This is a genomic window from Mesorhizobium sp. C120A (assembly GCF_030323105.1).
In the GTDB taxonomy this organism is placed as follows: domain Bacteria; phylum Pseudomonadota; class Alphaproteobacteria; order Rhizobiales; family Rhizobiaceae; genus Mesorhizobium.
The window spans coordinates 2205012-2226688 of the sequence record NZ_CP100476.1 but is presented as its reverse complement, the minus strand read 5'-3'; the positions used below and the strand labels follow the sequence as shown (position 1 = coordinate 2226688).

Sequence of the window (21677 nt, the reverse complement as noted above, 5' to 3'; positions counted from 1 at the left end):
CGAAAAAAGCTGTGACTTTCGTTATTCTGCGGCTATCGCATGCTTAGGTTGCACCGCAGCAGAATAGTCGTTCATCAAAGTCTTGGCGATCTCGCCGACCTCGAATCGGTACGGACCGATCTCGGAGACCGGCGTCACTTCCGCTGCCGTTCCGGTGAGGAAGCACTGTTCGAAGCCTTCGAGTTCCTCAGGCATGATGGCGCGCTCGACGACTTCAAGGCCGCGGTCCTTGGCGAGGCCGATGACGGTGCGGCGGGTGATGCCGTCGAGGAAGCAATCGGGCTTCGGCGTGTGGATCTTGCCATCCTTGACGAAGAAGATGTTGGCGCCCGTTGCTTCGGCGACCTGGCCGCGCCAGTCGAGCATCATGGCATCGGCATAGCCCTTGGCCTCGGCGGCATGCTTGGACATGGTGCAGATCATGTAGAGGCCGGCGGCTTTCGACTTCGACGGCGCGGTGCGCGGATCGGGCCGGCGCCATTCCGCCAGATCGAGACGGATGCCCTTGAGCTTCTGCGCCGGGTCGAAATAGCTCGGCCATTGCCAGATGGCGATGGCGCAGTTGATGCGGCTGTGCTGCGCCGACACCCCCATCTGTTCGCTGCCGCGCCAGGCGATCGGCCTGACATAGGCGTCCTGGAAACCCTGCTTCTTCAGAAGCGTGGTCGAGGCGTCATTGAGCTCGGCCACGGAATAGGGAATATTGAAGCCGAGCAGGCGCGCCGATTCATGCAGACGCTCGGTGTGCTCGTTGAGCTTGAAGATGGCGCCGCCATAGGCGCGCTCGCCCTCGAAGACGGCGCTGGCATAGTGCAGGCCGTGGGTCAGCACGTGGATCTTGGCGTCGGCCCATTTGACGAACTCGCCGTTTATCCAGATGAAGCCGTCCAGTTGGTCGAAGGGAACGGATGCCATGGAAACCTCCCGCGGGCGGCGACCCGCATATCATTGGTGTTGTTTTTGTTGCGCGACAGCCGCGTCGGGCGGCCCTTGAAGCGTAAGCGGAGAATCGAACTCTGGCAAACTCAGGAAGTTCCGGAAAAACCGCACTCCCTTCCCTTTTCGTTCGCAATCCGCCCAAAAGCTTGCCAAAAATTACCATTGCAGGGGAATTACGTCAATAGTACTGACATATTTCCCTCTATGGACGGAGAAATGATGACGGATCGAAGCCCAGCTGCCGGAAAACCGATCAAGACGCCGATCACCGACGAGGACGGCATCGACTTCGCCATCATCGAACTGTTCTTCTTTGCGTATCGCGATTTCACTTCCGATCCGGACCAGATCCTGGCCGATTACGGCTTTGGCCGCGCCCATCACCGGGTGCTGCATTTCGTCAACCGCCGGCCGGGACTGACGGTCGCTGAACTGCTCGACGTGCTCAAGATCACCAAGCAGAGCCTGGCGCGGGTGCTCAAGCAACTGATCGACACCGACCATATCGTGCAATTGCAGGGTCCGCGCGACCGCCGCCAGCGGGAGCTCTATCCGACAGCCAAGGGCCGCGCCTTGGCGCTGGCCCTGGCGCGGCCACAGTCACGCCGCATCCGTGCTGCATTGGAAGATTCCGGAGCCAGCGAGCGCCCCTTGATCGAACGATTCCTGGAAGCCATGGTCAATCCGGAACTAAGGGCGCAGATCGACATTGTGCCTGCAAACATGTCAGGGAAAAGCCATGGAGACCATTGAGAGGGTGGACCAGCCGACAGCGCCGGACGATGATGCGCCGCATCTGCTTGTGGTCGACGACGACACCCGCATCCGCAATTTGCTCAAGCAATATCTGACCGAAAACGGTTTTCGCGTCACTGTCGCCGGAAATGCCGGCGAGGCCAGGCGCAAGCTCGCCGGGCTCGACTTCGACCTCCTTGTCCTCGACGTCATGATGCCCGGAGAGACCGGCGTCGACCTCACCAAGGCGCTGCGGGCGGAGAAGAACGTGCCGATCCTGATGCTCACCGCGCTATCGGAAACCGACAGCCGCATCACCGGGCTCGAGGCCGGCGCCGACGACTATCTGCCCAAGCCCTTCGACCCGCGCGAACTGATCCTGCGCATCAACAACATCCTGCGCCGCGGCGGCCCGGCGACGACGCCCAAGGTCGAGCAGCTGGTCTTCGGCCCCTACACCTTCCAGATCGCCAGGCGCGAGCTGAAGCGGGGCGGCGAGGCTCTGAAGCTGACCGACCGCGAGCAGGAGATCCTGGCGATCTTTGCCGCGCGGGCCGGCGAAACCATCCCGCGCCATGAGCTTGTCGGTGACGATTCGGAAGTCGGCGAGCGCACCATCGACGTTCAGATCAACCGGCTGCGCCGCAAGATCGAGCGCGATCCGTCCAATCCGGTCTGGCTGCAGACGGTGCGCGGTATTGGGTATCGGCTCAGCGTGGAATAGAATGCCGCTGACGGCCGCCCTTTGGCCATAGATATGTGGCCATCGACCAGCGGCCATTGACCCAGCGGAAGGATAAATGGCGACCACGCAACTGGAACGGCCGGAACAAGGCGGCTTTGGCGCGCGCGTATCACGCGCGCTGAAAGCAATGCCGCGTGCCTGGAAGCGGTTCTGGCGGCTGGTTGCGTTCTATATGCCCAAGCGGCTTTATGCCCGCTCGCTGATCATCGTCATCGCGCCGATGATCCTTCTGCAGTCGGTCGTCGCCTTCGACTTCATGGAACGCCACTGGGCAACCGTGACGCAGCGCCTGTCGCAGGCCACCGTGCGCGACATCGCCGCGATCATCGACATGATCGAGACCTATCCGCATGATGGCGACTACGCCAACATCATCCGCATCGCCCAGGACCGCATGCAGTTGAAGGTCGACCTCTTGCCGCCCGACCCGTTGCCGGCGCCTGGACCCAAGCCCTTCTTCTCGATCCTTGACGACGTCCTTTCCACCGAGATCACCCGCCAGATCAACCGCCCGTTCTGGATCGACACGGTCGGCAATTCCAACATCGTCGAGGTCCGCATCCAGCTCGAGGGCAAGGTGCTGCGCGTCTTCGTGCGCCGCAGCCAGGCCTATGCCTCCAACACCCACATCTTCCTGATCTGGATGGTCGGGACGTCGCTGGTGCTGCTGACGATCGCCATCCCCTTCCTTCGCAACCAGATCCGGCCGATCCTGTCTCTGGCCGAGGCCGCCGAAAGCTTCGGCAAGGGCCGGCCGATGCCGCGCGATTTCCGCCCACGCGGCGCCGAGGAGGTCCGCCGGGCCGGCTTTGCCTTCATCCAGATGCGCGAGCGCATCGAACGCCAGCTGGAACAGCGCACCGCCATGCTGACCGGCGTCAGCCACGATCTCAGAACCATCCTCACCCGCTTCAAGCTGCAGCTGGCGCTGGCCGGCGGCAAGCCCGAGACCAAGGCCGCGCTCAACCAGGACATCGACGACATGCAGTCGATGCTGGAAGGCTATATCGCCTTTGCCCGCGGCGAAGCGTCGGAAGATGCCGGCCATTTCGATCTCGAGGCTTATTTCCAAAAGCTCGGCGAGGAGGCGTCGCTGCACAAGCGCAAGCTATCGACCGTGCTTGCCGGTGATCCGGACGTGCATGTGCGCCCGCACGCTTTCGCCCGGCTGTTGTCCAATGTCGCCGGCAATGCCTTGCGCTATGCCAAGACGGTGGAGATCAGCGCCGATCACGGCCGCGGCTCACTCGTCGTCACCATCGACGATGACGGTCCGGGCATCCCGCCGGAAAAGCGCGAAGACGTGTTCAAACCGTTCGTGCGGCTCGACGAGGCGCGCAACCTAGACGCCAGCGGCACCGGCCTTGGTCTCTCTATCGCCCGCGATATTGCCCGCAGCCATGGCGGCGACATCATGCTGGAAGACAGCCCGCTCGGCGGCCTGCGGGCGGTAATCAAGGTGCCCGCCTGACCAAAGCATGATCTGGAAGGCGGGGCTCGGCCAAAAACCACCTTCATCCGCCCGTCATGAAACCATGGTCAAGAGCGCGCATGAAGCGCGCGACCTCAGTTGATTCGGCTCAGCCGCCTTACTTCGACCTCGTGCCTGCCCGGGTGCGGTGGAGCGAAGCGAGGGCAGCCGGGCCGTACCGCTATCGCATCAAGGCAACCGTTGATCCGAGCAAAGGACCGCCATGCGCATCCTGATGGTCACCGACGCCTGGCGGCCGCAAGTCAACGGCGTCGTCCACACGCTGGAGCGGCTCACCGAAACGCTGAAAACCTTCGACGTTGCGGTCGACTTCCTGACCCCGAACATCTTTCGCACCTTGCCGTTGCCGACCTACCCCGACATCAGGCTGGCGCTGACCACGCCCGGTCATGTCGCGCGGCTGATCGAGGCTCGCAAGGCCGACCATATCCATATCGTCACCGAAGGCCCGCTCGGCATCATGGCGCGGCGCTATTGCCGCAATGCCGGCCGTCCCTTTACCACCAGCTATCACACCCGCTTTCCCGAATATCTGAGCGCCCGCCTGCCAGTGCCGGAGAGCTGGGCCTATCGCTGGCTGCGTGATTTCCACAATTCCGGACAAGGCACGCTGGTCGCCACCCAGTCGCTGGCGGAGGACCTTGCGTCGCGAGGCTTCACCAAGCTCAGGCCGTGGACGCGGGGCGTCGACACCGATCACTTCCGCCCGGACAAGAAGAAGGACCTCGGCTTTCCCGGCCCGGTATTCCTGTGCGTCGGCCGCGTCGCCATCGAGAAGAACCTGAGCGCCTTCCTCGATCTCGACCTGCCCGGCAGCAAGGTGATCGTTGGCGAAGGACCGGAACTGGCCAGGCTCAGGGCGAAATACCCGCAGGCGCATTTTCTCGGCCATCGCCCGAACGATGAGCTGGCCGAGATCTACGCCTCGGCTGATGTTTTCGTTTTCCCCAGCCGCACCGACACGTTCGGCAACGTCATCATCGAGGCGCTGGCCAGCGGGACGCCGGTGGCCGCCTATCCGGTCACCGGACCGATCGACATTGTCGGCGACGGCATCGGCGGCGCGGTGTCGACCGATCTGCGCAAGGCCTCGCTCGCCGCGCTCAATGTCGACCGCGCCGAGGCGCGCGAACGCGCCATGCGCTACAGCTGGAAAGCCTGCGCCGAGATGTTCATGGACACGGTCGAAGAGGCGCTCGGCACCACGCGCAAGCTGGCCGCCTGACGCAATCTTCCTAAAATAGTCGCCCGCCGTCCGGCACCTTGCGCTCGATGGCGCCAAGCACCACGGCGCCTTCTTCATCAGGGAAGCCGAGCGTGAGCACTTCCGACATGAACGGACCGATCTGGCGCGGCGGGAAATTCACCACCGCAAACACCTGCCGTCCCACCAGCGTTTCCGGCGCATAGTATTTCGTGATCTGTGCCGAGGATTTCTTCACGCCGATCTCAGGGCCGAAATCGATCTTCAGCTTGAAGGCGGGTTTGCGCGCCTCGGGGAAAGGCTCGGCCTCGACGATCGTGCCGGCACGGATGTCAACACGATCAAAATCGGCAAAGCTGATCTCGGGCTTGCGCGCGCTGCTCGAACTCATGGAAGCTCAAGCGTTGCCATAGGTCTCGAACAGGACGCCGGCCAGCGCATCCTTGGCCGAGGTTCCCGACCAGACAACGAACTGGAAGGCCTGGAAATAGCACTCGCAGGCTTCAAGCGCCGACGACAAAAGCACCTCGACCTGCTGGCTCGACGGTTCGACCCCGCCGGCGAGCAGCAGCGACTGGCGAAACATGATCGCGCCCTCCTGCTCCCAGAGATCGAAATGGCCAAACAGCATCTGCTCGTTGATCAGCGACAAAAGCCGCATCACTTCCAGCGCGCGGGCTTCCGGCACCTTGATGTCGAAAGCACAGGCCAGATGCAGCGCCTCGAAATCCTCCATCCATGAGAAGGAGACGTGATAGTCGGTCCAGCTGCCGGCAACCGAGATCGAGATTTCGTCATCGCCGGCCCTTTCGAAGGACCAGTCATTGTTATGGGCGACCTGCTCGATGACATCCACCGGATGGATTTCGCGGGAGAATTCGAGTTCGAGAAGTTCCATGGAATGCTTCCTGTGTTCAGGGGAGCGCCACACGCTCCGCGGGGCACACACGACGAACAATCTTGTCTTGAACTCGGACGGCCAGGACTTCACGACACAAAGACCCCGGACCGGACCCCACCGCCCGGCCGCATGACCCTGCTCCGAATCATGCAACAAATTCAGTCTATTGATCGGGAGTCGCGTGAACAGCCTAATTTTTCGCACTGCGTCATCAGCATGTGGAAAGGCGCTGTCACAAAGATTCATGCATTGCCGGTAAACGATTCACGGCAAAGCATTTTTTCGGATTGTGCTTTGTGGAAAAGTTCAAATTTTATTTTTTTGCTTTGGGCTTTGCCGCAGCCACAGGTGCGGCCTGTCCGGTCAATTCGGCAAGCCTGGCCTCGAGCGCATCGATGCGGGCGGCCAGCCTGGTGTTTTCTTCGCGGGCCTTGGCAGCCATGTCGCGGGCAGCCTCGAACTCCTCGCGCTGCACCACATCCATGGTGTTGAGGATGCGCTCGGCCTGCCCCTTGAAGGCAGTCTCCACCTCGCGGCGCACGCCTTGTGCGGCACCCGCGGCATCGGTCATCAGCTTGGCGAATTCATCGAGAATGCGGTTCGGTCCGGTCGACATGGCAAATCCTCGCTTGCTGGAATTGACGTAGTGGCACTGCCTGCGGAATGCAAGAACGTTGAAGCTGGTGCGGCTTCATGTCGGACGCGATTTGGCTCACGGTCCGGCCGACAGATTGCTATTATCGCAAATGGATTCTTGGAACGACGGTTGCCGTGACGGACAGTGCGGACTTGGAGAAGCGCTTTGCAGCACTCGATGCAGCACTCGCAAAGGGCATTTCGGATGCCAGTGCGGGCCGGGTCTAGCCTGGCGACGAGGTGCTGGACAGGCTTGAAGCCAAATACAGGGCAATGGCAGAGAGAACCAAGTGAAGTTACTGGTCTTCACAGACCAGCGGCCTAGTTTTCCTCACGACTTGCTCCAGGCAAGAGTCACTCTCATTCAGGATCAACCAATGGCAACGCCCCCGCGCCGACCGACCAATCCGATGGAAGCCGCTGAAGCGGCCTTCAAGCCGGTCAAGAAACCCGCGCCTCCCATTCGCGAACCCTCCGCCGCACCAAACGTTCGCGAGCTTGTCTCGATCAGGATCGATCGCGCCGTGCTCGACCATTTCCAGGAAGATGGCCCCGGCTGGCAAGACAGGATCAACGATGCGCTCAGGCAATTGATCGCCGGCAAGCCGCAGGGTTGAGCCCATTATCTCTGACGATCAGGCTGTCGTCACCTTGCCTTGACCCCGCCAAAACCCTGCCGCATGGTCCGCGCCCTAACGCGAGCCCTCCCAGGAGATCCTGTTGAACGACTATTTCCCGCTGCCGATGGCGTCGCTGTCCTTCCCCAACATCGACCCGATCCTGGTTCAGATCGGCCCGCTGGCTGTGCACTGGTACGGCATCGGCTATATCGTCGGCATCCTGTTCGCCTGGTGGTACGCCAAGCGGCTCGTCACCAACACAAGGCTGTGGCCTGATGGCGTCTTGCCGATGAAGCCGATCGACCTCGACGATTTCATCGTCTGGGCCGCCGTCGGCGTCGTGCTCGGCGGACGCACCGGCTATGTGCTGTTCTACGATTTAAAGCGCTATATCGACCACCCGCTCGACATCTTCGCCGTCTGGCAGGGCGGCATGTCGTTCCATGGCGGCCTGCTTGGGGTCATCCTCGCCATCACGCTGTTTTCCCTCAAGCGCGGCATCCGCACCTGGACACTGTTCGACGTGGTGGCAGCCGGCGTGCCGGTCGGGCTCGGCCTCGTCCGCATCGCGAACTTCGTCAATGCCGAACTCTGGGGTCGCGTGACCGACGTGTCGTGGGGCGTCGTCTTCTGCAACGAGCGTCTCCAGCAGACCGTGGCGGGTTGTGTCGCGGGCCTGGAGCCTCGCCATCCGAGCCAGCTCTACGAAGCGCTGCTCGAGGGCGCGGTGCTGTTCCTGGTCCTGCGCTTCCTCACCCATTCGCGGCTGAAGCTGAAGACGCCGCGCTTTGTCGGCGGCGCCTTCATTTGCGGCTACGGCCTGTCACGCATCTTCGTCGAGTTCTTCCGCGAGCCCGACCAGCAGCTCGGCTACCTCCTCGGCGGCTGGCTCACCATGGGCATGGTGCTGTCGCTGCCGATGGTGCTGGCCGGCATCTGGGCGATGGCCACAGCCAAACCGGCGCCGCAACCACAGCCGGCATGACACGGCTGAAGACCCGCATCGTCGACCTGATCGGCGCGCTCGGCCCCCTCCCCGTCAACGAGTACATGGCGCTCTGCCTGTTCGATCCCAGCGACGGCTACTACACCACGCGCGAGCCGTTCGGCGCCGCCGGCGACTTCGTCACCGCACCCGAGATCAGCCAGATGTTCGGCGAACTCGTCGCCGTCTGGCTCTATCAGGCCTGGCTGGCGATCGGCCGACCCCTGCCGGTCACCATCGCGGAGATCGGGCCTGGCCGCGGCACGCTGATGAAGGACATGCTTCGCACCCTGACGCGGCTCGATCCGGCTATCGCCGCCGGAGCATCCTTCGCTCTGGTCGAGACCAGTCCGCGGCTGACTGAAATCCAAAAGCAGACGCTTGCCGAAACTTCGGTTGAGCTCGGCTGGCACGAAACCATCGCCACACTACCGCAGGCGCCGTTGCTGATTGTCGGCAACGAATTGTTCGACGCTGTGCCGATCCGCCAGTTCATCCGCGCCGGCGCCGGCTGGCGCGAACGGGTGATCGGCCTCGATGTCTCAGACGAGTTGAGCTTCTTCGCCGGCGCCGGCTCGGTCGAGGCGACGCTGCTGCCGGAAGACGCCGCCGAGGCGCCACAAGGCTCTATTTTCGAAATAGCACCGGCCCGCGCGGCACTGATGGCGACCATTGCCGAACGCATAGCCGACCACGGCGGCGCCGGGCTGTTCCCCGATTACGGCCATCTCCAGCCCGGTTTCGGCGACACATTGCAGGCCGTGCGCAGGCACGCCCCCGAAGATGTGCTGGCCAATCCCGGCGAAGCCGATCTCACCGCCCATGTCGACTTCGCGGCACTGGCCGCCGTCGTGCGGGCGCATGGCCTCGATGTGGAATTGGCGACGCAGGGCGACTTTCTGCTTGGCACGGGATTGCTTGAGCGAGCTGGCCAGTTGGGCAGCCAGGCAAGCCAAGAGGCACGACAAACCATTGCCGATGCCGTCGAGCGCCTGGCCGGCCCCGACGGCATGGGCACGCTGTTCAAAATCCTGAAAATCCTGCCGCATCAGCCAGTCTGACCCTCAGAGATCGTTACAAGCCGTCTCGCCATGTCGCTTGTGGTCGCATGCCTGCTTTTGGCCAATGCAAAGTCGACGCGGCAGCACTGTCGCAATCACTCGGCCGAACTTCGCCTTGACGAAAACGCCGGCGCGGACAACAAACCCATCCATGCTGAATCAGACCAAACCGGATCCTGTTCGCTCGCCGCTGCTGGAAGCGGCCAAGCCGCGAGGTATCCGCCATGGCTATTTCACCCGTATCGGCGGCGTCTCCGGCGGCATCTATCAGGGACTTAACATCGGCACCGGCTCGGATGACGATCAGATGCTGGTCGCCGAGAACCGCCGCCGCGTCGCTGCCTGGATGGGTGTGCCGGCCAGCCATCTCCTGACCGCGCATCAGGTCCACTCGCCCGATGTCGTTATTGCCAGGGAACCCTTTCCCGGCCCGCGGCCCAAGGCCGACGCCATCGTCACCGACCGGCCGGGCATCGCCATCGGCGCCTCGACGGCCGATTGCGGCCCCGTGCTGTTCGCCGATGCGCAAGCGCGCATCATTGGCGCTGCACACGCCGGCTGGAAGGGCGCTTTCACCGGTGTGCTTGAAAACACCATTGCCGCGATGGAAAGCCTCGGCGCCCGCCGTGAGCGCATCATTGCGGTTCTCGGTCCTTCGATCGGCCCCGACAATTACGAGGTCGGGCCGGAATTCGTCGCCCGTTTCGTCGAAGCCGATGCCGAAAACATCGGCTATTTCGCGCCTTCGGCCAATCCGGCGCATGCAATGTTCGGTCTCAACCTCTATACGGTCGACCGGCTGAAGAAGGCTGGCGTGACCGCGCAGGGGCTTGGCCGCTGCACCTATGCCGAGGAGGATCTCTTCTTTTCCTACCGGCGCGCGACGCATCGCAAGGAACCGGACTACGGTCGGCAGGTTTCGGCAATTGTTTTGGAGAACGGATAATGGCGCTGCATTTCGAACGGTCGGAATTTGACGCCCGGCGTGACCGGTTGATGATCGAGATGACGGAAAAGAGGCTCGATGCTGTACTGCTTTTCGCCCAGGAGAGCATGTACTGGCTAACCGGCTACGACACGTTCGGCTTCTGTTTCTTCCAGTGCCTGGTTGTGAAGGCTGACGGCTCGATGGTGCTGCTCACCCGCTCGGCCGATTTGCGCCAGGCGCGCCACACATCGATCATCGACAACATCGTGCTGTGGACCGACCGCGACGGCGCCAACCCGGCGGTCGACCTGCGCAACCTGCTCAACGACCTCAATCTCCTCGGCGCCCGCATCGGCGTCGAATACGACACCCATGGCCTGACCGCCTTCAATGGCCGCCGCGTCGACGAGCAGCTGCAGACCTTCGGCCAGATCGCCGACGCCTCCGGTATTGTCGGCCGTCTGCGCCTGTTCAAGAGCCCGGCTGAAATCGCCAAGGCCGAAAAGGCCGCCAACCTTTCCGACGACGCGCTCGACGCGGCCCTGCCGCTGATCAAGCAGGGCGGCGACGAAGCGCTGATCCTTGCCGCCATGCAGGGCGCGGTGTTTGCCGGCGGCGGCGACTATCCGGCCAATGAATTCATCATCGGCTCGGGCATCGACGCGCTGCTCTGCCGCTACAAGGCCGGGCGCCGCAAGCTGACCAAGAACGATCAGCTGACGCTCGAATGGGCCGGCGTGTTCCATCACTATCACGCGCCGATGATGCGCACCGTGCTGACCGGCAAGGCGTCGAAGCGCCATCAGGAGCTGTTCGACGCCGCCCGCGCGGCTCTTCTGGCGGTCGAGAAGGCGATGACGCCCGGCAACACCTTCGGCGACGTCTTCGACGCGCATGCCCGCACGCTGGAGGCGCACAGCCTGACCAAGCATCGGTTGAACGCCTGCGGCTATTCCGTCGGCGCCCGCTTCACCCCGTCCTGGATGGATATGCCGATGTTCTACCAGGGCAATCCCGAGCCGATCGCGCCCAACATGACATTGTTCGCGCACATGATCATCATGGACTCCGAAACCGAGACGGCGATGACGCTTGGCCGCACCTACCTGACCACCGAATCCCAGCCGAAGCCGCTTTCACGCCATGATCTCGACTTGATCGTACAGTGAATCCATAATGGTTGGTCCACGCGGGGGGTTCGCGACTAAGGAGTTTTCGGGCAGATGAGACGATCGCATGTGACGACCGTGTCATTGCTCGCAGCGCTTGTGCTGGCCGCTTGCACCAATGCCAAGGACGTCCTTGAGCCGTCCGCCATCACGCCGCCGGCAGCCTCGGCCCAACCGGCTCAGCCCTTGGCTGCCCCGGGCATCGCGCCCGCCGCCACACCAGCGCCGGCCGTCGGCGCCACGACACCCGCCAACCCCGCGCAGAGCGCCGCCGCTTTGTCGAAGACCCGGCTGCAGATCGCGCCGATCGTCGGCGCCTCCGTGGAAGCGGCAACGCCGCTGACGGCCGAACTGCAGACACGCGCCAAGCAGCGCGGCATCACCCTTGCCGGCAGCGCCGACCAGGCCGCCACCCATGTGCTGAAGGGCTACTTCTCGACGATGACGGAAGGCAAGGATACCACCGTTATCTATGTCTGGGACGTCTATGACCCCGCTGGCAACCGGCTACACCGCATCAATGGCCAGCAGAAGGCGCCCTCGGTCAACGCCGCCGAAGGCTGGCCCGCGGTTGCACCCGCTACCATGCAGGCGATCGCCGACCAGACGATCGACCAGTTCGCGGCCTGGCTCGGCGGCAGCGCCGGCTGATCCGCCTGTTACCGGCTTCCGTTCACTATTGACGTTTTTGAGATTAGCCGGCGGATTCCCGTCAACGAGGCTTGCAATACCGGCACGGCTCGCTACAAGCCCGATTAAGAGGACCTCCCCATCCTTCGCCAGGAACGGTGCATGAAGCTTTTCGCGGGCAATTCCAACCGGGTGCTGGCCGAAGCGGTCGCCCGCTATCTCAATGTCCCGCTGGGCAAGGCCAGCGTCAGACGCTTCGCCGATCAGGAAATCTTCGTCGAAATCCAGGAAAACGTGCGCGGCGAGGATGTCTTCATCCTGCAGTCGACCTCGTTCCCGACCAACGATCATCTGATGGAACTGCTCATCATGATCGATGCCTTCATGCGCTCCTCGGCCAAGCGCATCACCGCGGTCATCCCCTATTTCGGTTACGCCAGGCAGGATCGCCGGGCCTCGGGCCGCACACCGATCTCGGCGAAGCTGGTCGCCAACATGATCACCCGCGCCGGCGTGGACCGCGTCTTGACGCTCGACCTCCATGCCGGCCAGATCCAGGGTTTTTTCGACATTCCGACCGACAATCTGTTCTCGGTGCCGGTGATGGCCCGTGACGTGAAGGCAAAATACAAACAGCTTGCCAATGTCGTCGTCGTCTCGCCCGACATCGGCGGCGTGGTGCGCGCCCGCGCGCTCGCCAAACGCTTCGACGCACAACTGGCCATCGTCGACAAGCGCCGCGAACGTCCCGGTGAATCCGAAGTGATGAACATCATCGGCGCGGTCGCCGGCAAGGATTGCCTGCTGATCGACGACATCGTCGATTCCGGCGGCACGCTGTGCAATGCCGCCGATGCGCTGCTCGCCAACGGCGCTACCAGCGTCACCGCCTATATCACCCACGGCGTGCTGTCGGGCGGTGCGGTCGCCAGGATCAGCGGCTCGAAGCTGCAGGAACTGGTGATCACCGATTCCATCCAGCCGACGCAAGGCGTGCTCGACGCCCCGAATATCCGCGTCATCTCCATCGCCGACCTGATGGGCGAGGCGATTTCGCGCACAGCGACCGAAGAGTCCGTGTCGAGCCTGTTCGATTAATCCATGTTGCCCAAAAGCGTGCCCCCGGGCCTGGCTCGGGGGTAATCTCGTTTTTGGAATCTGCCCCAAACCGTCGTGAAAGGAGCGCAGCTGATGCGCAATCGAATCAAGGCTGCAGGCATCGCAGGAATGCTTCTCGCAATCGGCATCGCCAGCGCGGCCTATGCGCCGACAATCGCTCCGGTTTCGACCGCGCAGGCGCAGACGGAATATCTTCCCACCGAAAAGGATTTCATCGGCAAATGGAGCATCGCAGGGTCGGCAATCCGGCCACCACGTGATCTGAAAGAGCCGGCGAAGCCCGACCAGGAAGCGGCTGCGACCGAATTTCAGCAGACTGTGACCGCCTTTTATGGCGCCTTCGACTATCTGGAGATCACGGCGGACGGCCGCTACAATTTTCACCAACCGGGTGACCCGGCATCGGGGCCTTGCGTCTGGTGCGGGACATGGTCGTTCAAGAACGATTCCGTGTGGCTCGAACTGGACACGGCACCCAGGCTCGACATCTACACCGAGGGCGGCGACATGCAGATGACCTACACGGCCGAGCCTGAAGAGACGTCACGATACAAATGGCTTGTTTTCAGCTGGACCAAGGCTGATTGAACTGAGGGGTGAGGCGTTCTCGCGCACGCCAACCGAAGCATCGGTGTCAAGCCCGATCTCCTGAGGCGGGCAGTCAGTCCATGGTTGCATTGTGCGAGGAGTTCACCATGGCCATACTGCCCTCCAATCAACGGAGGAGTAGCAGATGCGGCGTAGGACTTTGCTCGGGCTCGCGGTTTCCATCGCAGCCACCCTTTCAGTACCGGCGGCCTGGGCCGCCGATTTTCCGGACCGGACCATCACCATGGTTGTCCCCTTTTCCGCCGGTGGCTCGACGGATCTGGTCGCGCGCCTGGTCGCCAACAAGATGTCCGAAAAGCTGGGCCAGCAGATTGTCGTCGAAAATGTCGGCGGCGCCGGGGGCAGCATCGGCGCTGCCCAGGTCGCCCGAGCCGAACCGGACGGCTACACGATCCTGATGGGCACGGTCGCAACCCACGCGCTCAACCCGCTGATCCTGAAGACAAAGCCCTACGACGCGGAGAAGGATTTTGCGCCGATATCGTTGCTCGTGCTGGTGCCAAACGTCCTGGTCGTAAACCCTGAATTCCCCGCCAAGGACGTCAAGGAACTGATCGAGATGCTGAAGAAGGACCCGGACAAATATGCCTACGCCTCATCAGGCAATGGCACCCCGCTGCATCTCTCCGGCGAGCTTTTCAAGACGATGGCCGGCGTCAGTATGCAGCACATTCCCTACAAGGGCGCCGGACCGGCCTTGAACGACGTTATCGGCAATCAGGTGCCGATGATGTTCGACAACCTCCCCTCTTCATCGGGCCATATCAAGAGCGGGACGCTGAGAGCGCTTGGCGTCACCACCAAGGAGCGCGTTCCCTCCTTCCCCGACATACCGGCCATTGCCGAAACCATTCCCGGCTATGAAACCTACAGCTGGAACGCTCTGTTCGCGCCCGCAGGCACGCCGCCGGAGGTCGTCGCCGTTCTTCAGAAGGCGGCAGTTGAAGCCCTGAAAGACCCTGATGTGATCGCCCGCATGGCCCAGTTCAGCGCCTCGATCGTGGCCTCCACCCCGGAAGAGCTTGGAGTGCATGTGAAGGCCGAACTCGCCAAATGGGAACCGATCGTCAAGGCCAGCGGCGTTCAGCTGGACTAGGGCCTACGGCAAAGTACTGCGGGCTTTTCCTGGCGCTACGGCGCCGGGGCCTCAAGTCGAGGCTGAGCCCGCCGAATGCCTTCGTCGCGGGCGCCGCGCATATAGCCGCGCGGCGAGGCGCCGAGCATGCGCTTGAACATGGTTATGAATGCCGGCACGCTGTCATAACCGAGGTCGAGCGCCACCCTGGTGATCGGCTCGCCATCGGCGAGCCTGGGCAGGGCCGCAAACAGGCAGGCCTGCTGGCGCCAAGTCGACAAGGACAGTCCGGTCTGGCGCTGGAAGGCGCGGGTGAACGAACGGCGGCTCATGCCTGCGGCATCCGCCCACTCGTCGATCGTGGCGTGCGGCGAAGGTGCCGCGACAAAGCGTCGGCAGAGCGCCGCCAGCTTCGGGTCGGACGGGAACGGCAGCCCGAGCGGCCGTTCCGGCAAGGTCGGGATCTCGTGCAGCAACAGGTTCATGATCAGCCCGCCGCGGCCTTCCAGTTCGCCGCCTTGCGGCAGCTTTTCCGATTCGACGATCAGGCTGTGCATCAGCTCGGTGATGCCGACGACGCGCAAACCTTCCGGCAGGCCGGGGATAGCGCCCGGCATGACATAGACCGAGCGCATCGAGACATCGCCCAGCATTTCGACAGAATGCTCGGTGCCGGCCGGTATCCACATTGCGTGGTCGGGCGGCACCATCCAGCGCCCGTACCTGGTCGTCACCAGCACGACACCGACCAGCGCATGCAGCAGCTGGCTGCGGCTGTGGCGGTGTTGCGGCACGAGGTAACCGTCGGGATATTCGGTCGGCAAAGCCACCGCCGGCCCGGAAACCTCCTCCAGCCACTGCCAGCGGCTTTCGTGCAATCGGCCGAGATCGGCATTGCCGGCGCGGAAGATGTCCCTGCCATGTGGCATCGGCTATGGCCCACTTGCGAAACTATTGGACCAAACCACGAAAGAAGTCGCCTCGCAAGCGGCTTATAAGGCAGCCATCCCCAAGGCGCTCCGCAGGGGCGTCGCCCAAGCGCTTCAGACGAGCGTCCTTAAGGCGGTCCGCGGGAGCGGCCGCCAAGCCTGCCCGCGGGCAAACACCCGCCAAAAAAGACCTCGGAGCCTGCCTTGACCGATACGACAGCCACCAGCATTGCACCGCAGCCAAGCGCCAGCCTCCCTTCAGCCCAGGCGACCGCCTTCACCGTCATTCTGGCGGTGAGCTTTTGCCACGGCATCAACGACATCATGCAATCGCTGCTGCCGGCGATCTATCCGCTGCTGAAAGAGAATTACGGTCTCGATTTCTGGCAGATCGGTCTTCTGACCTTCACCTTCCAGGTCACGGCGTCGCTGCTGCAGCCGGTCATCGGCATGATCACCGACAAGCGGCCAATGCCCTATTCGCTGCCCTACGGCATGGCGTCCTCGCTGATTGGCCTGATCGTTCTGGCCTATGCCGGCCACTATGCGCTGCTTCTGGTCGGCGCCTCGCTGATCGGAATCGGCTCGGCGATCTTCCATCCGGAATCCTCGCGCATTGCCCGCTTTGCCTCCGGCGGCCGCTTTGGCCTGGCGCAATCTTTGTTCCAGGTCGGCGGCAATTTCGGCCAGTCGATGGGGCCGCTGCTCGCTGCCTTCATCGTTGTGCCCTTCGGCCAGACCAGCATTTCATGGTTCGCCGTCGGGTCTCTGATCGGCATCATCGTTTTGTCGCGGGTCGGCGGCTGGTACAGCCGGATGCGCGCCGCGCAGGGCAATCGCAAGGCGGCAAGCTTCGTCTCCCCCTTCCCGCGCAAGAAGGTGATGGGAGCGCTGGCGGTGCTGACGCTGCTGGTGCTGACCAAGAACGCCTACATCGCCTCGCTCTCCAGCTACTACACCTTTTATTCCATCCATAAGTTCGGCGTGTCGGTGCAGATGAGCCAGGTCATGCTGTTCCTGTTCCTCGGCGCCTCGGCGCTGGGCATCCTGCTCGGCGGACCGTTCGGCGACCGCTACGGCCAGAAGGCGATGATCTGGTTCTCGATCGTCGGCGTGCTGCCGTTCACGCTGGCGCTGCCCTACGCCAATTTCGAATGGACGATGGTGCTGACGGTGCTGATCGGCCTGATCCTGTCCTCGGCCTTCTCCAACATCGTCGTGTTTGCGCAGGAGTTGGTGCCGGGACGTGTCGGCACCATCGCCGGGATCTTCTTCGGCTTCGCCTTCGGCATGGGCGGCATTGCAGCCGCCGTGCTCGGCGTCGTCGCCGACATGAAGGGCATCGATTTCGTCTTCCAGATCTGCTCGTATCTGCCGCTGCTCGGCCTGCTGACGGTGTTCCTGCCCAACATGAAGGAAGCCAGGAAGGCGCAAGCGGCGGCCAGATAAAACCGGTCGATTTTGCGGATTTGACGCAGGGCGCGGCATTGCTGCGCCCTCTGTGATTCTTTCACCATGCGCTGGTTGAAAAGCCTGCTAGAGATAGTCATCAACGAAGGCTTGGGGCCTTCGACGTCTCTGGGGGATGACATGCGCAAGATCGTATTGGCCGTATTGGGTGTGCTTCTTGTTACCTTGCCGGCGACGGCACGCATCGTTCCCTTTCCGCCGGGTTTCAAGACGCAGTCCGTCGGAACCAACGGCACCAAACTCTATGTGCGCGTTGGCGGCAAGGGTCCCGCTGTCGTGCTGCTGCACGGCTTTGCCGATACCGGAGACATGTGGGGCGCCGCGGCCATCGCCCTCGCAAGGGACCACACCGTCATCGTGCCGGACCTGCGCGGCATGGGTCTGTCGGCCCACCCGGAAGCGGGCTACGCCAAGAAGAACCAGGCCGTCGACATCGCCGGCGTGTTGGATGCCCTGAAGATCGACAAGGCAGATCTCGTCACCCACGACATCGGCAACATGGTCGGCTATGCGCTCGCCGCTCAGTATCCCAAGCGCATCACCAAATGGGTCATCATCGATGCGCCGCTGCCCGGCATCGGCGATTGGGAAAAGATCAAGCAAAGCCCGCTGCTTTGGCACTTCAACTTCCGCGGCCCGGATATGGAGCGGCTGGTCGCAGGGCGCGAGCGCATCTATCTCGATCGCTTCTACAACGAACTGTCGGCAGACCCCAAGAAGATCGACGAGGCCACGCGCAAGCACTACGCCAGACTCTATGCCCGCCCGCATGCGATGCATGACGCTTTCGAGCAGTTCAAGGCGTTTGACCAGGACGCGATCGACAACCAGGCGATGCTTGCCGCCGGCGGCAAACTGACCATGCCGGTGCTGGCTGTCGGCGGTGAAAAATCCGCCGGCACCACGCAGGCCGATCTCCTGCGGCTTGTTGCGACCGATGTCACGGGCGGCATCGTGCCCGCTTCCGGACACTGGATCATGGAGGAAAACCCCGACGACACCGTCAAACTGATCACTGGTTTTCTCGATAAATAGGCACTGTCCCGCTGACATTTCGACGAAAGCAAATGCACCCGCCCGGCGGCGGGTGCCTTGCCTATCCAACTGGACGATGTCTATTCAACTGAACGATTCTACGCCTTGAAGAACGCCAGCAGGTCGGCATTGATGACATCGGCATGGGTCGTCGCCATGCCGTGCGGGAAGCCCTTGTAGACCTTGAGCTCGCCCTTTTTGAGCAGCTTGACAGCCAGCAGCGCGGAGTCGGCGATCGGAACGATCTGGTCGTCGTCGCCATGCATCACCAGCACCGGCACCTCGATGGCCTTCAGATCGTCGGTGAAGTCGGTTTCCGAGAACGCCTTGATGCAATCGTAATGCGCCTTGGTGCCGCCCATCATGCCCTGGCGCCACCAATTCTCGACGACAGCCTGCGACACCTGGGCGCCGGGGCGGTTGAAGCCGTAGAACGGGCCGGCCGCAACATCGTGGAAAAACTGGGCGCGGTTGGCTGCCTGGGCGGAGCGGAAACCATCGAACACCTCGATCGGCAGGCCACCCGGATTGGCCGCCGTCTTCAGCATGATCGGCGGCACCGCGCCGAGCAATGCGGCCTTGGCGACACGGCCACCGGAGCCGTACTTCGCGACATAACGGGCCACTTCGCCGCCACCGGTGGAATGGCCGACATGGATGGCGTCTCTGAGGTCGAGATGCGCCGCAAGTTCCGCGACATCGGCGGCATACGTATCCATCTCGTTGCCGGTATCGGTCTGGGTCGAGCGGCCATGGCCGCGCCGGTCATGGGCAATGACGCGGTAGCCCTTGGACAGGAAGAACAGCATCTGGGCGTCCCAGTCGTCGCTGCTCAGCGGCCAGCCGTGATGGAAGACGATGGGTTGTCCCGTTCCCCAATCCTTGTAGAAAATTTCGGTGCCGTCCTTGGTGGTGATCGTGCTGCTGCCGGGCTTGGTCATCTCGCTCTCCATTGATTGCTTCCGCGATAATCAATATCGCGATAACCATAAGACTAGCGCAGGTCCAAATCCTTGTCTACAGAAAAATATATCGCGATATCATTTTTCGTGGTACATATTGATGTGCTCAGTCGGCAAAGGAATGCCTCGTGCCTCTCCCGTTGGACAACCAGCTCTGCTTCACGCTTTACGCCACCAGCATGGCAATCAATCGCACCTACAAGCCCATGCTGGACGAGATGGGCATCACCTATCCGCAATATCTCGTGCTGAACGCACTTGCCGAAGCCGGCGGGATGTCGGTCGGCTCGATTGCGCACAGGCTCGCTTTGGAATCGAGCACCATCACGCCGCTGTTGAAGCGCATGGAACAGGCCGGTCTCGTCACCCGCCAGCGCAGCCAGACGGACGAGCGCCAAGTGCAGGTCGACCTGACGCCTGCCGGCCGCGCGCTGCTCGTCCAGTGCAACTGCCTCAACGAAACCCTGATCGAACGCTCGGGCATGACGATGGCTGATCTCGATGCCTTGAATCGGCGGATCCAGGCGCTGCGCGAAGCGTTGAGCAGCAAGCCGGACTAGCTGCCCTACAAACACGCCAGGCTTAATCCTTGCCGGCCAGCCAGCGCATGATGTTGGCCATCAATATGCCGTAGAGCGGCCATCCCAAAAAATCCTGCGACAGCCAGTGCGGGCCGATGTCTGTCGCCCACGCGACGGTGCGGCCACGGCCATGCTCACGAACCGCCAGCAGCGGCCAGTCGGTGCCGCGATACTGGCAGGTCGCCAGAAGCTGGGACGAGCCGTCGCGCCTGAAATCGAGTTTGTTCATGCCGAGGATCGGCGGCAACGGGCCCGCGACACCGGCAAGGATTGGATGCGACGCCTGAAGGATCGACGGCTGCAGGCCTTGCGGCACTTCCAACCCATCCGAGAATGGCAGGCAGCGCACGGGCAGCACGTCCTCCACCGGCGTGTCGTGGAAACGCGCCGTGCCGAACATACCCTGGAATCCCATATAGCCTCCGGCCAGCATCAGCCCGCCGCCGCCTTCGACATAGGCCTTGAGGACGTCGAGTCGGTTGACGCCGATGCGCCCGGCGCGGGCCTCCGGCGTGACCAGCAAGGTCAGCGCGCCGACATCGGAGATCACCACCGCCTGGTATTCGGCCAGCGCGTCGAGGTCATACGGAAATTCGGCCGCACAGCGATCGCCACCGATCTGCGTCACCGCTATGCCCTCTGCGGCAAGGGCGGCATTGAAGGCCGTCGCGCCATTCACCCATGTCGCACTTGTCAGAACGTCGCCGCCGGCAGCGACCGACGTCGTCGCCGCGAAGGTCTCGCCTGCCAGCAAGAGTTTCATCGTCGCCCTCACGCTTTTCGACTGACAATTGAACGAGCGGGCGCCGGCTTGAACCGGCGCCCGCCGGGCCTTGGGAGGCTTAGAACTTGAACTCGGCCAGGTTTTCCGGCGTCACGATCTTGGCCGGGCCAAGGATCAGTTCGCCGCTGGCCCCGATCGTGTATTCGCCGAGCCTGCCCGCCGTGAACTTCTCACCTTCCTTGCCGGTGATCTTGCACTGCGCTAGCGCCTGGGCCGCCTGATAGGTCAGGTAGCCGAGATCGGTGACATTCCACCAGATATCCTGGGCAGCGCCATCCTTGATGTATTTCGAAATCAAAGTGGCCGGCGCAAGGCCGGTCAGCTTGACCTTGCCGATCATGCCGGCTTCCTCGAGTGCGCGCGCGGCCGCCGGAAGGCCAATGCCTGCCGGCACGATGATCACCTTGAGATCCGGAAACGCCTGCACCAGCGCCAAGGCCTGCTGCTGGTTGACCTGCTCGCTCTCCTCGCCATAGGCGACCTGCACCAGTTTCATCTTGGCGTATTTCGGCTCTGCCGCCATCTTCGCCTTCATGAAGTCGATCCAGGCGTTCTGGTTGGTCGCCGTCGGCGTCGACGACAGGATGGCGAACTCGCCTTCGCCGCCGCTGAGGTTGAATGCGCTTTCCAGCATCATTTCGGCCAGACTGTCGCCCTTCACCTGGTTCACGAACACCGCGCGCGCATCGGCCGCGACGTCGGAATCGTACGATATCACCCGGACGCCTTGCTGAACGGCGCGCTTCAGCGCAGGCGCAACCGCATTGGCGTCGTTGCCGGCGATAGCGATGACCCCGACCTTCTGCGACACAAGGCTGTTGATGAATTCGATCTGTGCCTCGGCCGTCGCCTGCGACGGGGCGACCTGGGTGGCGGTGCCGCCAATTTCCTTCGCAGCCTCCTCGGCGCCGCCGAAAGCCACCTTGAAGTAGGGATCGGTGTCGAGCTTGGGCAGGAAGCCGACCGTTACAGGTTCCTTGGCGCATTCCTGGCTGTATGCCAGCGAGGCCGGCGCAAGCAGAACCGCGGATGTGAGCAGGGCTATTCTAAACGCTTTCATTGTGTCTC

General features: G+C 62.8%; 25 protein-coding genes. 17 read left to right on the top strand and 8 right to left on the bottom strand.

The window, feature by feature from the left end; genetic code table 11:
- Window positions 1-21: 21 nt before the first annotated feature.
- Window positions 22-915, bottom strand: a complete 894-nt coding sequence (locus NL532_RS10925; protein ID WP_023828112.1) for a branched-chain amino acid aminotransferase — start codon at window positions 913-915, stop codon at window positions 22-24.
- Between the two features lie 243 nt (window positions 916-1158).
- Between NL532_RS10925 and NL532_RS10920 the strand changes: the two genes are divergently transcribed.
- The 4 genes from NL532_RS10920 to NL532_RS10905 all read left to right on the top strand — a co-directional run bounded on the left by NL532_RS10920 (window position 1159) and on the right by NL532_RS10905 (window position 5136).
- Window positions 1159-1692 (top strand): MarR family winged helix-turn-helix transcriptional regulator, encoded by a 534-nt coding sequence (locus tag NL532_RS10920; RefSeq protein WP_023683723.1) that lies wholly within the window; start codon window positions 1159-1161, stop codon window positions 1690-1692.
- On the top strand, window positions 1679-2398 hold the full coding sequence (locus NL532_RS10915) for a response regulator (RefSeq protein ID WP_023672025.1): 720 nt from the start codon (window positions 1679-1681) through the stop codon (window positions 2396-2398). The genes NL532_RS10920 and NL532_RS10915 overlap by 14 nt, the downstream gene beginning before the upstream one ends.
- A 76-nt stretch (window positions 2399-2474) precedes the next feature.
- Window positions 2475-3890, top strand: coding sequence for an ATP-binding protein (locus NL532_RS10910; protein WP_023672026.1), 1416 nt, complete (start codon window positions 2475-2477; stop codon window positions 3888-3890).
- A gap of 223 nt (window positions 3891-4113) precedes the next feature.
- Complete coding sequence (locus NL532_RS10905) at window positions 4114-5136, top strand: glycosyltransferase family 4 protein (protein WP_023701587.1); 1023 nt, start codon at window positions 4114-4116, stop codon at window positions 5134-5136.
- 10 nt (window positions 5137-5146) lie between these two features.
- Here NL532_RS10905 and NL532_RS10900 read toward each other — a convergent pair whose 3' ends face one another.
- From NL532_RS10900 to NL532_RS10890, 3 genes are all read right to left on the bottom strand, one after another.
- Entirely contained in the window at window positions 5147-5506 is a 360-nt protein-coding gene (locus NL532_RS10900; protein WP_023672028.1) for a tRNA-binding protein, read from the bottom strand.
- Between the two features lie 6 nt (window positions 5507-5512).
- Window positions 5513-6013: a type III secretion system chaperone family protein gene (locus NL532_RS10895; RefSeq protein ID WP_006202532.1), complete on the bottom strand. Its 501-nt coding sequence runs from the start codon at window positions 6011-6013 to the stop codon at window positions 5513-5515.
- A gap of 316 nt (window positions 6014-6329) precedes the next feature.
- Window positions 6330-6632 (bottom strand): accessory factor UbiK family protein, encoded by a 303-nt coding sequence (locus NL532_RS10890; protein WP_023672029.1) that lies wholly within the window; start codon window positions 6630-6632, stop codon window positions 6330-6332.
- Between the two features lie 77 nt (window positions 6633-6709).
- Here NL532_RS10890 and NL532_RS10885 point away from each other — a divergent pair, with 77 nt between their 5' ends.
- The 10 genes from NL532_RS10885 to NL532_RS10840 all read left to right on the top strand — a co-directional run bounded on the left by NL532_RS10885 (window position 6710) and on the right by NL532_RS10840 (window position 14869).
- Window positions 6710-6880, top strand: coding sequence for a hypothetical protein (locus tag NL532_RS10885; RefSeq protein ID WP_023683721.1), 171 nt, complete (start codon window positions 6710-6712; stop codon window positions 6878-6880).
- A 149-nt stretch (window positions 6881-7029) separates the two neighbouring features.
- Window positions 7030-7269, top strand: coding sequence for a BrnA antitoxin family protein (locus tag NL532_RS10880; RefSeq protein WP_023828113.1), 240 nt, complete (start codon window positions 7030-7032; stop codon window positions 7267-7269).
- Window positions 7270-7372: 103 nt separating this feature from the next.
- Entirely contained in the window at window positions 7373-8257 is an 885-nt protein-coding gene (lgt, locus tag NL532_RS10875) for a prolipoprotein diacylglyceryl transferase (RefSeq protein ID WP_023828114.1), read from the top strand.
- The gene (locus NL532_RS10870) at window positions 8254-9318 is read left to right on the top strand and encodes a class I SAM-dependent methyltransferase (RefSeq protein WP_023683719.1); all 1065 of its coding nucleotides are present in this window, start codon (window positions 8254-8256) and stop codon (window positions 9316-9318) included. Before lgt ends, NL532_RS10870 begins: the two co-directional genes overlap by 4 nt.
- A 151-nt stretch (window positions 9319-9469) precedes the next feature.
- On the top strand, window positions 9470-10264 hold the full coding sequence (gene pgeF, locus NL532_RS10865; protein ID WP_023828115.1) for a peptidoglycan editing factor PgeF: 795 nt from the start codon (window positions 9470-9472) through the stop codon (window positions 10262-10264).
- The gene (locus NL532_RS10860) at window positions 10264-11415 is read left to right on the top strand and encodes a M24 family metallopeptidase (RefSeq protein ID WP_286488110.1); all 1152 of its coding nucleotides are present in this window, start codon (window positions 10264-10266) and stop codon (window positions 11413-11415) included. Before pgeF ends, NL532_RS10860 begins: the two co-directional genes overlap by 1 nt.
- 54 nt (window positions 11416-11469) lie before the next feature.
- On the top strand, window positions 11470-12066 hold the full coding sequence (locus NL532_RS10855) for a hypothetical protein (protein WP_023686118.1): 597 nt from the start codon (window positions 11470-11472) through the stop codon (window positions 12064-12066).
- A 141-nt stretch (window positions 12067-12207) separates the two neighbouring features.
- Window positions 12208-13143: a ribose-phosphate pyrophosphokinase gene (locus tag NL532_RS10850; protein ID WP_023686119.1), complete on the top strand. Its 936-nt coding sequence runs from the start codon at window positions 12208-12210 to the stop codon at window positions 13141-13143.
- A gap of 93 nt (window positions 13144-13236) precedes the next feature.
- Window positions 13237-13752 (top strand): hypothetical protein, encoded by a 516-nt coding sequence (locus NL532_RS10845; protein WP_023670049.1) that lies wholly within the window; start codon window positions 13237-13239, stop codon window positions 13750-13752.
- Between the two features lie 145 nt (window positions 13753-13897).
- Window positions 13898-14869, top strand: a complete 972-nt coding sequence (locus NL532_RS10840; protein ID WP_023670048.1) for a Bug family tripartite tricarboxylate transporter substrate binding protein — start codon at window positions 13898-13900, stop codon at window positions 14867-14869.
- Window positions 14870-14904: 35 nt separating this feature from the next.
- On the opposite strand, the gene NL532_RS10835 is transcribed toward NL532_RS10840, so the two are convergent.
- Window positions 14905-15777: an AraC family transcriptional regulator gene (locus tag NL532_RS10835; protein ID WP_023670047.1), complete on the bottom strand. Its 873-nt coding sequence runs from the start codon at window positions 15775-15777 to the stop codon at window positions 14905-14907.
- A gap of 204 nt (window positions 15778-15981) precedes the next feature.
- Here NL532_RS10835 and NL532_RS10830 point away from each other — a divergent pair, with 204 nt between their 5' ends.
- Window positions 15982-17226 (top strand): MFS transporter, encoded by a 1245-nt coding sequence (locus NL532_RS10830; protein ID WP_023670046.1) that lies wholly within the window; start codon window positions 15982-15984, stop codon window positions 17224-17226.
- A gap of 141 nt (window positions 17227-17367) precedes the next feature.
- Window positions 17368-18282, top strand: a complete 915-nt coding sequence (locus NL532_RS10825; RefSeq protein ID WP_023828117.1) for an alpha/beta fold hydrolase — start codon at window positions 17368-17370, stop codon at window positions 18280-18282.
- 98 nt (window positions 18283-18380) lie between these two features.
- On the opposite strand, the gene NL532_RS10820 is transcribed toward NL532_RS10825, so the two are convergent.
- Window positions 18381-19223, bottom strand: a complete 843-nt coding sequence (locus NL532_RS10820; RefSeq protein WP_155923731.1) for an alpha/beta fold hydrolase — start codon at window positions 19221-19223, stop codon at window positions 18381-18383.
- A 149-nt stretch (window positions 19224-19372) separates the two neighbouring features.
- Between NL532_RS10820 and NL532_RS10815 the strand changes: the two genes are divergently transcribed.
- A complete protein-coding gene (locus tag NL532_RS10815; protein WP_023828119.1) occupies window positions 19373-19804 on the top strand; it encodes a MarR family winged helix-turn-helix transcriptional regulator in 432 nt (143 codons plus the stop codon).
- Between the two features lie 22 nt (window positions 19805-19826).
- Here NL532_RS10815 and NL532_RS10810 read toward each other — a convergent pair whose 3' ends face one another.
- Both NL532_RS10810 and NL532_RS10805 read right to left on the bottom strand, forming a co-directional pair.
- On the bottom strand, window positions 19827-20588 hold the full coding sequence (locus NL532_RS10810) for a glutamine amidotransferase (protein WP_023828120.1): 762 nt from the start codon (window positions 20586-20588) through the stop codon (window positions 19827-19829).
- A gap of 79 nt (window positions 20589-20667) precedes the next feature.
- Window positions 20668-21669 (bottom strand): rhamnose ABC transporter substrate-binding protein, encoded by a 1002-nt coding sequence (locus tag NL532_RS10805; RefSeq protein WP_023828121.1) that lies wholly within the window; start codon window positions 21667-21669, stop codon window positions 20668-20670.
- Between the last annotated feature and the right edge of the window lie 8 nt (window positions 21670-21677).